Here is a 12214-nt window from a genome sequence, read left to right as displayed (position 1 = left end):
CACGCTATCGGTGGCGTTCTTGGTTTCGCCAGAGCGAACTTCCCTGCGAACCGGGGCATTCAGGGGCGTAACGGGGCTTGAGGGTGTGCAGAGTCATCAAGGCCTGAGCATGGTTTCGCTGTCGCGACGCCCTGAAATCCGCTCGGTGGGGACCAGGTTTGCAGGGGAAGTGCGACAGGCGCACTCTGGCAGCGGACGACAGCAGGGCTTCAAGCCGCGGGTCAGGGTTGGCACTCGGCACTCCCGCTCCGGGAAATGATCTTCTCGATCGCCCAGACGCCTTTGCCGTTCCTCCTGAGTGACGTGTGGTAACCGACGTAGCTCTTGGCGGTGACCTTAGTCTTCTCGATCTTGTTCGTTGCGAGGTATTTGACGTACGCCTTGCCTTGGTCCTCGCAGTAACTGAGGGAAGCCGTACCGTCCTTGGCCACGGCCACCTGGGGGTCGTAGAAGTGGTAGGTGCCGGTGATGCCGGCCTTGTGATCCACGTAGTTCTGGATGAACTTCTGCGTGCCGGCTGCCGCTTCACCCTCGTAGTAGTAGAGGTACGGCTTGTCGAGGGCGTCCTGGTGGACGATCGCGAGGTCCACAGCCTTGATCGACTGCTCGCTGTCGGACAGTACCGCGTCCTTGGCCGCATTGCCCGTCGAGGGCCAGTCGAAGGTGTACGACAGATCCTTCACCGACTCGATCTTCGGGCGGTCCGTTGCAGTGGAAGCCGCAGCGGTCGGCGATGCCGCCGTCGGGCTCTCCGCGTCGGCGCCGACGCTCTTGTCGTTGTTGCTGGACGTGTCGTCTCCGCTCCCGCAGGCGGTCAGCAGGAGGGTTGCGGTCGCAGCGAGCGCGGTGGCAGCTGGCAAAGTGCGGCGCTTCACAATGGTGGACTCCCCGTGAGGCTGAAGTTCGTCAAGAGCATCAATGCGGCGGAATCGGCTCACGGCCGGCACTTCGCGGCCCCTCGAACGGAAGCGATCTTCACCGTTTCCCAGACGCCCTTCGCGTTCTTTTCGACCTTCACGCCGTAGGAGACGTAGCTGTTCTTGTCGGCCTTGGTCTTCTTGACCTCATTGGTCTTGACGACCTTGGTGTATCCCTTGCTCTCGTCTCCGCAGTACGTCAGCGAGGCCGAGTCCTCGGATTCCACGGAGACCTGTCGGTCGAAGTAGCGGACACTCCCGGTCACGGTGAGTCCCGCGTCCTTGAACGACTGAACCCACTTCTGGGCCGCCACGGCCCCCTCGCCCTCCGTGTAGAACTCCAGGGCGGGGAGCCGGGGATTCTGCGCGGTGATGGCCGCATTCAGCGCACGGATGAACTCCGCATTGTCCTTGAGGATCGTGTCCTGTCGCGGGTCGTCGGCATGCTCAGGCGTGAACGTGATCGTGTTGTCGGCCGACAGCGCGATCTTCGGCCGGTCGGCCGCGCGTGAGGCCGAAGCGCTCGGGGACGCCGCCGTCGCGCTGTCCGCGGCTGCTCCTGCGATCTTGTCGTTGCTGCTGGATGTGGTGTCCCCGCCTCCGCATGCCGTCAGCAGGAGGGTTGCGGTCGCGGCGAGCGCGGTGGCAGCGGGCGCCGTGCGGAGCTTCATGGTGGCGTCTTTCCATTGGGGGGCATGGTGGGCTCGACCGCAATCGGCGCTCAGGGCCGGCACTTGGAGCTGCCCCTCTGCGAGAGCAGCTTCGCGATGACCCAGACGCCCTGCGCGTTCCTGTGCATTTGGGTGCTGTAGAGGACGTAACTGTTCTTGGTGGCCTGGGTCTTGTCGACCTTCTTCGTCTTCAGATAGAGGTCGTAGGCCTTGCTCTGGTCCTCGCAGTAGACCAGTGACGCGTTGTCGGCGCCGCGGACATCGACCGCCGCGTCGTAGTAGCGGTAGCTGCCGGTCGTACGAGCCTTCGCCTTCACATAGGCCTCGATGAACTGCTGTGTCTGTGCCGCCGCTTCACCCTGGTAATAGAACAGGTACGCCTTGTTGAGGGGATCCTGGTTCGCGATGGCCAGGTCGACTGCCTTGATGGACTGTTCACTGTCCGCCAGGACCGCGTCCTTGGCCGCGTTGCCTGTCGAGGGCCAGTTGAAGGTGTACGACAGATCCGACGGCAACTCGATCTTCGGACGGTCAGGTGTGCCCGACGCCGACGTGCTCGGCGAAGACGACGTCGGGGTCCCTGTGTCCGCGGCCGCGATCTTGTCGCTGTCGCTGGACTTGTCGTCCCCGCTACCGCACGCCGTCAGCAGCAGGGCCGCGGTCGTGGCCAGCACGGCGGCAGTAGGTGTGATGCGGCGCTTCATGGTGGGCCCCCGTGGCACTGAAGATCGGCAAGAGCATGAACGCTATCGGCGGGGTACCTCGTTTCGCCAACGCGAACTTCGCTGGGGTGTGCCGCCGCCGGCTCACTCGGCGGCCGTTGCCGATGCCTGTCGGCGTTGCTTCGAGCGTTCGTGGCGCTGTGCTCCGACCGTGCCCCCGACGACACCGACCGCCAGCGCGGCCGTGATCAGCCACTTCCCCACGCCCGCCCCGAACAGGGCGTTGTCGACGAGGAACACCAGAGGAAGGGTGAGCAACGCCCAGCCCACGCTCGCGGGTTGCACGAGGGAGCCCGGCAAGCCACTCAGTCCGGCCCACAGGGCCAGCCCCAGCAGGAGCCAGACGGCGGCCGTCCCCAACCACATCGAGTTCTCCGACGGCGGTGGGAAAGTCTGGGTGTGGCCGCGGACGGTGATTCCCACGACGGCGCCCTGCCAGGTCTGCAGCTCCGCGCGGCTGCCGCGGAAGGCGGCGTCGTACGTCTCGCTCGAAACGTCCAGCCACTCGATGCGTCGGCCCTCATCGGTGCGCAGTCTGTATCTGCTCGTGCAGTTACGGCTGCTGCCGCTGCCGGTACAGCCCTCGACCTTCGCCTTGTCGATCACTCTCGCCTCTTCGAGGCCGACGCAGCTGCCCGCTTCGGCACGGCAATCGGCCGCCTGTCGGTAGGCGGCCGTCTCCCGGTACGTCTCCGCCGTCCAGCGAGCGCCCGCGACGACCCCGGCCGCCGCCACGACCACGACGATCAGCCGGACCCAGACCGGTGCACGCCACCGAAGCCACCTCTGCGGACCGCTGTTCCTCTCTCCCAGGAGGTCCTCGCGAGCCCGCGCCTCCATCTCTCGGATGCCCATCGTGCCCCCGTACCGCGCCTGTCCGAACCGATCGCCAGAGAGTATGAGGCGGCGGAGGAGTGGGGCCAATGGGGGTGGTGGGACTCCGCCCTCAGAGCGAGGTCCTCGTCCCCCACATGACTAAGGTGGAGCCATGGGCGGGCTGATCATGAACTTCCGTACATGGGAGACCCGATACTTTCCCGCCGGGGAGCCCGTGCAGGCCGCCGAGCCGATTGCCCGATTCGACGAGCCGGAGGATCGGCTGCTCGCCGACCACCCGCGGATGCGCCGCATCCTGGTGCGCGGGCGCCCTGGATGGCCGTTGCACCGCTACTACCTGCATTGGAGCGACGGCACCGATCTGGTGGCCCTCGACAGGCGCGTGGCTTCGGGGGCGGCCACCGAAGCGGACTTCGCCGGGGTCGTCGTCGGGGAGCCGCTGGACATCACGCATCCGGTCTGCGGCTCCGATCTCCGCGTGGTCGCTCTCGACGTCGTTCTCCCGCTCTTTGCCGACGGCACCGAGCGCACGAGCGCCCACTCCTATCGAACGGCGTGCCCCGTGTGCGGAGGCCGACTCGGCGGCAGCGTCCTTGAGTTCATCGCACCCAAGGCGTCGTGAGATAAGCCGCAATTGAGGGCGTTGCAGGTCAAGGGCGTGATGAGAGCCGATCGTCGATCTTTCGGTGCATTCCCGGGGTCACCGCACGACGCGGAGTTTCCTAGACCCTCCCTTTGCACCCCATTGATTGCACCCGCGAAATCCCCCGGTGGAGAGTGACCCTGCGCGTCCCATGTCTTGGGGGCGGGCGTGGCATAGGTGGGCGTAGGTGTACGGGGGTCGTGGTGGCGGAACACGTCAAGGTGTCCACGTCCGAGCTGAAGGAGATCAGCCGGGCCGTGGGCAAGCTGAAGTCGCAGTTCGAGGGGTCCAAGGACCTCGTCGACTCCTACGACGCCGAGATGGGCTCCGGTGACGTCGCCTCCGCGCTCGACGACTTCGCGGACGACTGGAAGAAGAAGCGGAAGCAGCTCTGTGACGGGCTGGAGTTCCTCGGCAAGACCGCCGGGTCCGCGGCGAAGGCGTACGACGGACTGGATCAGCACCTGGCAGACGCGCTGCTGAAGGCTCAGCCGGGGGACAAGTGAGCGACGACTTCTCCGGCGTCGACTGGCAGACGGCGCGGTACGACGACAAGGACTTCACGCCGGGCGACCCGTACGAGGTGGCCAAGCTCGGCAAGCGCATCTCCGACACCGCCAAGCTGATCGAGGAGCAGGCCGGCAAGCTGAACAACCTCGTCGACGGCAACGGGTGGGACTCCGACGCCGGGCGGGTGTTCCAGGACAAGACCCATGACACGGTCGGGCTGCTTACTAAGACGCATCAGCGCTACGCGGCCGCCGCCTCCGCCCTCGGGTCCTCCGTCCCGTACGGGCCCGTCGTCGACCAGATGCGGGAGAACTGGGCCGTCGCGCTCAACCACGCCCAGGGGCTGGTGCGTACGGCGCTCACGAAGGCCAAGAACGCCGACGGGGACGGCAGTCGCTACCAGAAGCAGATCGATCAGCATCCCGGGCCCGACGAGCACCCCGACAAGCAGAAGCTGAAGCGGCAGAAGGACGCCGCGGACGGGGATCTGGAGGCCGCGAAGCGGGACCTGCGGCATGCGCTGGACTACCGGGACACCCAGGCCGGATATGCCGCCAAGGCGATCCGTGACGCCATCGACAACGACGGCCTGAAGGATCCCAAGCACCACTGGTGGGACAACTGGAAGGACTGGGTCGCGGAGGTCGGGCACTGGGCGGGGGTGGCGGCCGGCGTGCTCTGCATCCTGGCGCTCGTGCTGGGCGCCGTCCCGATCCTCGGCGAGATCATCGTGGCCCTGGCCCTGGTGGCTTCCGTGGTGGCGCTCGCGTGCGACACGGTCTCCGCACTCGACGGCAAGGGCACCTGGCTGGACGTCGCCATCGACGTGGTCGGCGTGCTGTCGTTCGGCGCCGGGCGGATCCTCGGGACCGCCGCGAAGGAGGCGGCGGTCGCCGCGCGGGGATCGGCGGCCCTGAAGCAGTTCCTCGCGCTGCGGGAGCTGGGCGTGGGCGCGAAACTGGCCGGTGAGAGCTCCGAACTGCTCACCGGCGTCAAGGCCGGCAAGATCGGCGAGGCCCTGGCGAAGGGGCCGAACAGCGTCCTGCCGAAGATGCGGTCGATCGTCAAGGACTCCCTCGACTTCAAGGCGTACTACAACGACATCCGTGTCGCCGTCACGAAGACCGCCGAGGACGACGGAATCCTCGCCGGGGGCAAACTGCCCAAGCTGGGCGACCTTTCCGACTCCGCCTTCAAGACCATGGCCCGCTCGCGGTCGCTGCTCTACCAGGCGAGCCAGTTCGGGCCGACGGCCGCGGGCGTCCTGAACCTGTCCCCCCTGCACAGCTGGGAGCCGAGCTCGCTCGAGCTCAACGTCTTCGACGGCCTGAAGCACACGACCGGTTGGGGAGCGAACGGCATCCCCTTCTACAACGGGCACCTGAAGGTTGCCGGAGGCTGAAGGAGCGTACGGATAACGTGGCCACTGAAGACGGTCGGAGCGTCGACGAACTGTTCGCCCGGCTTCCGGCGGGCAAGCAACGCGCGCTCGAGGAGAACGGGCTGGACCTGCCGAAGCTGCGGCAGATCGCCGCGGAGGACGGCGATCTGCGGCGTGTGCGGCTCATCCTGGCCTTCGACGAACCGCATCGCCCGGACGACACCACGGGCGTGTGGCCCTGGATCCGGCTGCCCCTGATCGCCGTGGCCGGCGTGGTCGTCTGCCTGGCGTCCACGTATCTGCTCGACCGGTACGCCGTGTTCGTAGGTCTGGTGTGGGGTCTGGCCGTGATCTGGGCGGCGATCAAAGCGCCCGCGCGGCGCGGCGGTCTCGTCGTGCGGTGCCTGGTCGGCGTCGCCTACGTCGTGCTGATCTGGCTGGGGTCCCAGCAGGCCGACAAGTGGTACCTCCAGGTGCGCGGACAGGAGACCACGGTCACCTATGCCAAGGCCGTGGACCGGGGCTCGCACGGTGTGACCACCCTGTACTGCCGCGTCAAGCTGCCCGACGGGTCGGTCCACCAGGTGTTCCGTAACGACGACTCGTGCACCGACGAGTCCGTGGTGGGCACGAAGACCCGGGCGGTGGTCGATCCGGCGGGGCACTACCGGCCGTTCCTCGGGAACAGGTCGGACATCGGCGGCGGTGTCTACGACTATCTCTGCCTCGGCGCCGCCGTGGTGCTCCTCCTGGCTCCGGCCGCGGCCGTCGCCATGGGCCGCCGCACCCGGTCCGACCGCATGACGGGTGCGCCCGCGTGACCGGAGCGATCGCGTGACCCACGAGCGGACCGTCGACGAACAGTTCGCGGAGCTGCCGGAGAGCTCTCGGCGGGCGCTGGAGCAGGCCGGTCTGGGGCTACCGGAACTGCGCCGCAGGGCCGCAGAAGAGGGCGGTGCGCGGCGGGTGTCCGGCATCCTGTCCGAGTTCTCCGTCAGCTCCCGTACGCGCCGCTTCGACGGCGAAGGGCCGCTCCAGTGGCTCGACGTGTGGCCGTGGCTGCGAATGCTCCTCGTCGGCGTCGCCGGGTTCGCCGTGTGCGAGTTGCTGAACCCGGTGATGGGTGACCTCTCGCTCTTCGTCGGGCTCGTCTTCGGCGTGGGCGTCCGGGTGGCCGGGTTCGGGATCGACGACTCGCCTCGCGACGTGGGCCTACGGCGGCTCACCGTGCTGGCGTACCACGTCCTGATCGTGGTGGCCGCCTTCACCACCCACCAGTGGTACCTCCAACTGCGCGGCGCGGAACGGCCGGTCACCATCGCCGCGCCCGACCACACGATGTCCCGCGGGTTCCGTCAGACCTACTGCAGGGTCCGCACGCCGGACGGCTCGGCCCACCGGGTGCTCGGCAACCGCGAGAACTGTGCCGACACGAGCCGGACAGGGGACATTGCCACGGCCGTGGTCGACCCGTCCGGCTACTACGGCCCCTTCCTCGGCGCGAAGGCCGACATCGACAGCACCCTCCCCACCACCGTGTCCCTGGCCTCGGCCGCCGTACTGCTCCTGGCTCCGGCGACCGCCGTCGTACTGCGGCGACCCCGGCGAATCGCCAGGAAGGACGGAGCCGCGGGATGAGCGACGAGACACCACATACCTACGAGACACCACATACCTACGAGTCACCACATACCTACGAGACACCGCACGCCGCCGGGACACCGCACGCCGCCGAGACACCGCTCACCGACGAGACAGCGCACACCGAAGAGACCGACATGACCAGGACGACCGACACCCCCGACCTCCCAGCACCCTCCCCACCCCCCTCCGACTACCGCCTGGCCGTCCCGGAAGGCTGGGAACGCGTCGTCCTGGACCCCGACCGCTGGTCCCACCGCATCGACAAGCTGGTCAACCGCAGCCTGCGCCGCACGAAGGCGAGCCCGCAGCTGAAGGCCGCGCTTGCCGGGCGGATGGTGGAGCAGGCCGAGGCCGCGCACGCCAACGGCGGTGTCGAGATGTACGTCGTCAACCAGGTGCTCGGTCAGGTCCCGGTCTCCGCCGGCCTGGTGGTGACCCTGCTGCGGCCCCCGGCCGGCACCGCCGCCGGAGACCTCGGCGACATCGCCCTGTCCCTCGCCGCGCGCAGCCCCTCCGACGACGAGGTGACCACGATCGAGCTGCCCGCCGGCCCGGCCGTACGGCACCTCTACCGGCGGCGCCCCGCGCCCGACGACCCGGACGGCAACAAGCTGCTGGTCACGCATATGGACGTCTACCTGGGCGTTCCGCACGCCGACCAGCGTCTGCTGCTCTCCTTCTCCACGCCCATGGAGCCGCTGGCAAAGGCCCTGGTCGGCCTCTTCGACTCGATCGCCCGCACTCTGCAATGGATGGCCTGATGCCCGCCTTCTCCTCGTCGACCGTGCACATGAAGGCGCCCGACGACGCGATCTCCCTGCCCGTGCGCGCAACGGTCGACCTGGCCACCTGGGCCAAGGACGCGGCCATGCGGCGTGTGGCCGCGGGCGCGGAGGACGACGGGCGGCTGGCCGAGGCACTGGCACAGGAACTGCGACTGGCCGCCGAGGACGCGCGCACCCGGGGCCCGGTCACCGCGCTGTCGTACGTCCCCGAGCCGCGCCTCGGCGAACTCGCCCGCGTCGAGCTGTCGGCGCTGGTCGCGGACGACACGTACCCGACCATGACCGTCGAGCTGCTGGAGCGGTATCTCGCCGCGCCCACCGCCGACTCGTTCCGGCCGCCCGAGGCCGAGCCGCGCACCCTGCCCGTCGGACCGGCGGTCCGGGTCCGACACGCGTTCGTCCAGGATCCCGGCCGGGACGGGACCGGCACGGTCCTGGAGACCTGCGCCTACGGCATCGTCGCCGACGACAAGTGGGGTCTGGTGCTGCTGACTTCATGGCAGCAGCAGGTCTACGGCGACGCCTTGTGCGAGCTGACGGACGAGCTGGCGCTGACCGTCGCCGTCAGCCGAACGAGCGGGTGAAGTCGCCGCGGTTGAGCGGTCCGTCACGGAGCCGTACGAGCCGTACCCCGTCGCCGCCCACACGGCGCTCCGCCGGGATCTCGAAGGAGGGGACGGCGCGTAGCCGGGCGGCGAGATAGGCGGCCTGGGAGCCGGACTCCTCTGTGCGGGGCACTGATGCACTACCCCGTACCGCCTCGGCTGCTGTGACCGGCACTCTACCGACCGCTTTGCTCGTGCACCGGACAAGGCACTTCGTGAGTGAATCGTGCAGGCATGATGGCCGGACCGTGAGGAACGCCCCGCTTCGGGCAACATGTCGGTGCGGCGGCGGATTCGCTCGCGCACAGGCGACGGGCTTCCGCCGCCGGGTCGCCAACTGGGAAACGTGCACTTCAAGTTGCAGATGAGTAACGGCAGACGTAGTGCGGCCCGTGGGTCAGGACGCGCCTTGAGGGGCTTATGTGCGGCTGATACGGTGCCATGGCTTGACACTCACCCCAGCGATGGCTAATCGCCCAGGTCGTGTGGTAGGTCCGGGCGCGTCCCGGACATCCGCGTGCGGGCGGACCCGGGTGAAGTGTCCGTAATTGCATAGAATTTGGCAGACGTGTCAGACAATTTCTTGGGTGTACGGGGAGCGGTTGCGTGAAGATCCAGGAGCGTACGGGGGCGGGCGCGGGGCGTTCCGCGGCTCCGGTTCAGCCGTCGGTCGGTGACCGGCTTCCCACTCCGCCTCGCGAGCGCAAACCCGCGCTCGCCGCGCTGGCGGTGCTGTTGATTCTCGTGGGCGCGCTCGGAGCGACGATGCTCGTGCTGCGCGCCGGCGACCGCATCGAGGTCGTCAAGGTGACCCAGGCCATTCCCGCGGGTGAGTCGGTCACCAGCAGCAACGTCACGTCGGTGATGGTCGCCAAGGACAGCGGCATCCACTACATCGAGTGGTCGCAGCTGGGCACACTGAAGAAGCTGAAGGCCGTCAACCCCATTCCCCAAGGCGTCGTCGCCGTCGGGGAGATGTTCGGCGATGAGGCCGGTGTCGAAGCGGGCAAGGCGACCGTCGGCCTCTCCCTCAAGGCCGGTCAGTACCCGAACGGGATCAAGGCCGGAGACACCGTCGCCGCGTACCGCGTCAGCGACACCGGCTCGGGCTCGAATTCGAGCAGCAGCCCCTCTTCGTCGTCGAGCAGCAACAACCTGATCGTGGACAAGGGGCGGGTCAGCTACGTACAGGACAAGCAGGGTGACGACCTCGTCAGCAGCACCAACCTGTCTGTCACGCTGACCGTCGACACCGACAAGGCCGCGTCTCTCACCCAGGCCGCTTCCAGTGGCGAAGTGGCTCTCGTGCTCGTCTCCAGCAAGTAGAAGGCGGCTGCGCACACCATGGCCCTCATCGCCCTCGCCGCCGACAAGGGTTCCCCCGGCGTCACCACCGCGGCCGTCGCCCTCTCGGCGGTCTGGCCGCGCCGCGTCCTGCTCGCCGAGACCGACCCGGCGGGCGGCGACCTGGTCTACCGCAGCGCCGCGGCGCACGGCGGACCGCTCAACCCCAACACCGGCATGCTGTCGATCGCCGCGACCGCGCGCCGCGGCCTCGTACCCGACCAACTCTGGGACCACGTCCAGCCGTTGAGCGGCGGACTCGAAGTCCTCGTCGGACTCGGGAACGCCGAGCACGCCGCCGGTCTCGCCGGGCTCTGGCCGACCCTCGGCCACGCCTTCTCCTCGCTCGCCGACTCGCCGAACGCGCCCGCCGACGTCATCGCCGACTGCGGCCGGATCAGCGGGGACACCCCGGCGGTCGACCTGTTCCCGCACGCCGCGCTGGTCCTGCTCATCTCCCGTACGGAGCCCGAGTCGATCGCGCGCGTCCGGGACCGCGCCGCCGCGCTCGGCAACAAGCTGCACGGCGGGCCGCGCGGAGCCGCGAGCCTCGGGACCCCGCTGATCGGCGTCGTGCTGATCGCCGACACCAACAACGCGGCCAAGATCGCCGGCCAGGTCAACGACATGCTGGTGCACGCCCAGACCGGCGCCCGCGTCGTGGGCACCATCGCCGACGACCCGGCCGGCGCCGAGCAGTTGGCCGGCCGCAGGCGTGGACGCCTCGACAAGTCGCTGCTGATCCGCTCGGCCCGCAAGGTCACCACCGACCTCTACCAGCAGTACGGCGCCACCTGGGCCGTGCCCACCCATGGCCAGGTCAACGGCCATGCGGGGGCCGGAACATGACCGCTGTCGACCACCAGTTGGTCAAGCGGTTCCGGCAGGACGCCGGTGACCGCATCGCCGAGCAGCGCCGCCTCGACCAGGCGAACAACGTCACGCCGATGTCCACCGAGGACGAGCGGCAGTACGCCCGCGCGGTCATAGCCCAGATCCTGGAGGATTACGCCCGCACCGAGATCAACGCGGGCCGCACCCCTCTCGACGCCGAGACCGAGGAGCAGTACGCGGCCGCCGTGCACGCGGCTCTCTTCGGCGTCGGCCGGCTCCAGCCGCTGCTCGACAACCCCGATGTCGAGAACATCGACATCAACGGCTCCGACCAGGTGTTCGTCGGATACGCCGACGGCCGCGAGGTGACCGGCGATCCCGTCGCCGAGACCGACGAGGAGCTCATCGAGCTGATCCAGGTGCTCGGCGCCTACTCCGGTCTCTCCTCCCGGCCCTTCGACTCCGCCAACCCGCAGCTCGACCTCCGGCTGCCGGACGGTTCGCGTCTGTCGGCCGTCATGGACGTGACGCGGCGCCCCGCGCTCTCCATTCGCCGTGCCCGCATGGGCAAGGTCTTCATCTCCGACCTCGTCGGCAACGGGACGCTGGCCCCCGAGGTCGCGCACTTCCTCGCCTGCGCCGTGCGCGCCCGTAAGAACATCATGATCGCGGGCGCCACCAACGCCGGTAAGACGACGCTGCTGAGGGCCCTGGCGAACGAGATCCCGCCGCACGAGCGCCTGATCACCGTCGAGCGGGCGCTCGAACTCGGCCTCGACACCTTCCCCGAACTCCACCCGAACGTCGTCGCGTTCGAGGAGCGGCTGCCCAACTCCGAGGGCCAGGGCATGATTTCGATGGCCGAGCTGGTCCGCCGCTCGCTGCGTATGAACCCCTCCCGCGTCATCGTCGGCGAGGTGCTCGGCGACGAGATCGTGACGATGCTGAACGCGATGTCGCAGGGCAACGACGGCTCGCTGTCGACGATCCACGCGAACAGCTCCAGCGAGGTCTTCAACCGTATTTCCACCTACGCGCTGCAGGCGTCCGAGCGGCTGCCCATCGAGGCCAGCCAGATGCTCATCGCGGGCGCGGTGAACTTCGTCGTCTTCATCCAGCGGCGCAACAACTTCCAGAGCGGCGGCCGCCTCCAGCGCATGGTCACCTCGGTCCGCGAGGTCAACGGCGTGGACGGCCGCGTGCTGTCCAGCGAGGTGTTCGCCGAGACCCCGGACGGGCGGGTGGTGCCGCACGCGCCCATCGCGTGCCTGGAGGAACTGATCGCGTACGGCTACCGGCCCACGGGAACGTGGGGGTGAAC

15 protein-coding genes are annotated in these 12214 nt (G+C 68.6%); 10 read left to right on the top strand and 5 right to left on the bottom strand.

The genetic code is table 11. The annotated features are described in order from the left end of the window. Window positions 1-221 precede the first annotated feature (221 nt). The 4 genes from ACGFYN_RS23750 to ACGFYN_RS23735 all read right to left on the bottom strand — a co-directional run bounded on the left by ACGFYN_RS23750 (window position 222) and on the right by ACGFYN_RS23735 (window position 3165). A complete protein-coding gene (locus ACGFYN_RS23750; protein WP_393867832.1) occupies window positions 222-938 on the bottom strand; it encodes a hypothetical protein in 717 nt (238 codons plus the stop codon). After that, the gene (locus ACGFYN_RS23745) at window positions 935-1651 is read right to left on the bottom strand and encodes a hypothetical protein (RefSeq protein ID WP_393867831.1); all 717 of its coding nucleotides are present in this window, start codon (window positions 1649-1651) and stop codon (window positions 935-937) included. The genes ACGFYN_RS23750 and ACGFYN_RS23745 overlap by 4 nt, the downstream gene beginning before the upstream one ends. After that, a complete protein-coding gene (locus ACGFYN_RS23740) occupies window positions 1639-2292 on the bottom strand; it encodes a hypothetical protein (RefSeq protein ID WP_393867830.1) in 654 nt (217 codons plus the stop codon). The genes ACGFYN_RS23745 and ACGFYN_RS23740 overlap by 13 nt, the downstream gene beginning before the upstream one ends. A 102-nt stretch (window positions 2293-2394) precedes the next feature. Then, on the bottom strand, window positions 2395-3165 hold the full coding sequence (locus ACGFYN_RS23735) for a hypothetical protein (RefSeq protein ID WP_393867829.1): 771 nt from the start codon (window positions 3163-3165) through the stop codon (window positions 2395-2397). Window positions 3166-3298: 133 nt separating this feature from the next. On the opposite strand from ACGFYN_RS23735, the gene ACGFYN_RS23730 reads away from it, so the two are divergent. From ACGFYN_RS23730 to ACGFYN_RS23700, 7 genes are all read left to right on the top strand, one after another. Further along, window positions 3299-3769, top strand: a complete 471-nt coding sequence (locus ACGFYN_RS23730; protein WP_393867828.1) for a hypothetical protein — start codon at window positions 3299-3301, stop codon at window positions 3767-3769. Between the two features lie 221 nt (window positions 3770-3990). After that, on the top strand, window positions 3991-4296 hold the full coding sequence (locus ACGFYN_RS23725) for a WXG100 family type VII secretion target (RefSeq protein WP_393867827.1): 306 nt from the start codon (window positions 3991-3993) through the stop codon (window positions 4294-4296). Then, window positions 4293-5702: a hypothetical protein gene (locus tag ACGFYN_RS23720; RefSeq protein ID WP_393867826.1), complete on the top strand. Its 1410-nt coding sequence runs from the start codon at window positions 4293-4295 to the stop codon at window positions 5700-5702. Before ACGFYN_RS23725 ends, ACGFYN_RS23720 begins: the two co-directional genes overlap by 4 nt. Before the next feature lie 17 nt (window positions 5703-5719). Then, a complete protein-coding gene (locus ACGFYN_RS23715; protein WP_393867825.1) occupies window positions 5720-6502 on the top strand; it encodes a hypothetical protein in 783 nt (260 codons plus the stop codon). A 13-nt stretch (window positions 6503-6515) separates the two neighbouring features. After that, window positions 6516-7319 (top strand): hypothetical protein, encoded by an 804-nt coding sequence (locus ACGFYN_RS23710; protein ID WP_393867824.1) that lies wholly within the window; start codon window positions 6516-6518, stop codon window positions 7317-7319. Beyond that, window positions 7316-8086, top strand: coding sequence for a hypothetical protein (locus ACGFYN_RS23705; RefSeq protein ID WP_393867823.1), 771 nt, complete (start codon window positions 7316-7318; stop codon window positions 8084-8086). Before ACGFYN_RS23710 ends, ACGFYN_RS23705 begins: the two co-directional genes overlap by 4 nt. Beyond that, entirely contained in the window at window positions 8086-8694 is a 609-nt protein-coding gene (locus tag ACGFYN_RS23700; RefSeq protein ID WP_393867822.1) for a hypothetical protein, read from the top strand. Before ACGFYN_RS23705 ends, ACGFYN_RS23700 begins: the two co-directional genes overlap by 1 nt. On the opposite strand, the gene ACGFYN_RS23695 is transcribed toward ACGFYN_RS23700, so the two are convergent. Further along, window positions 8675-8848, bottom strand: coding sequence for a hypothetical protein (locus tag ACGFYN_RS23695; protein WP_393867821.1), 174 nt, complete (start codon window positions 8846-8848; stop codon window positions 8675-8677). The genes ACGFYN_RS23700 and ACGFYN_RS23695 overlap by 20 nt on opposite strands. A 473-nt stretch (window positions 8849-9321) precedes the next feature. Between ACGFYN_RS23695 and ACGFYN_RS23690 the strand changes: the two genes are divergently transcribed. The 3 genes from ACGFYN_RS23690 to ACGFYN_RS23680 are packed head-to-tail and all read left to right on the top strand — an operon-like array spanning window position 9322 to window position 12212. Continuing rightward, entirely contained in the window at window positions 9322-10041 is a 720-nt protein-coding gene (locus tag ACGFYN_RS23690; RefSeq protein WP_393867820.1) for a hypothetical protein, read from the top strand. Window positions 10042-10059: 18 nt separating this feature from the next. Then, entirely contained in the window at window positions 10060-10908 is an 849-nt protein-coding gene (locus ACGFYN_RS23685) for a hypothetical protein (protein WP_393867819.1), read from the top strand. Then, on the top strand, window positions 10905-12212 hold the full coding sequence (locus ACGFYN_RS23680; RefSeq protein ID WP_393867818.1) for a CpaF family protein: 1308 nt from the start codon (window positions 10905-10907) through the stop codon (window positions 12210-12212). Before ACGFYN_RS23685 ends, ACGFYN_RS23680 begins: the two co-directional genes overlap by 4 nt. Window positions 12213-12214: the final 2 nt, after the last annotated feature.

Origin of the sequence: Streptomyces sp. NPDC048419 (assembly GCF_043200415.1) — a bacterium.
GTDB lineage: Bacteria > Actinomycetota > Actinomycetes > Streptomycetales > Streptomycetaceae > Streptomyces.
The sequence above is the reverse complement of the archived record's forward strand: the minus strand, read 5'-3'. Positions and strand labels throughout refer to the sequence as shown.

Bases quoted from the DNA above. Each gene is read 5' to 3' on its own strand.
- ACGFYN_RS23685 (WP_393867819.1), top strand. From the start codon at position 10,060: ATGGCCCTCATCGCCCTCGCCGCCGACAAGGGTTCCCCCGGCGTCACC.
- ACGFYN_RS23735 (WP_393867829.1), bottom strand. From the start codon at position 3,165: ATGGGCATCCGAGAGATGGAGGCGCGGGCTCGCGAGGACCTCCTGGGA.
- ACGFYN_RS23700 (WP_393867822.1), top strand. From the start codon at position 8,086: ATGCCCGCCTTCTCCTCGTCGACCGTGCACATGAAGGCGCCCGACGAC.
- ACGFYN_RS23740 (WP_393867830.1), bottom strand. From the start codon at position 2,292: ATGAAGCGCCGCATCACACCTACTGCCGCCGTGCTGGCCACGACCGCG.
- ACGFYN_RS23730 (WP_393867828.1), top strand. From the start codon at position 3,299: ATGGGCGGGCTGATCATGAACTTCCGTACATGGGAGACCCGATACTTT.
- ACGFYN_RS23705 (WP_393867823.1), top strand. From the start codon at position 7,316: ATGAGCGACGAGACACCACATACCTACGAGACACCACATACCTACGAG.
- ACGFYN_RS23680 (WP_393867818.1), top strand. From the start codon at position 10,905: ATGACCGCTGTCGACCACCAGTTGGTCAAGCGGTTCCGGCAGGACGCC.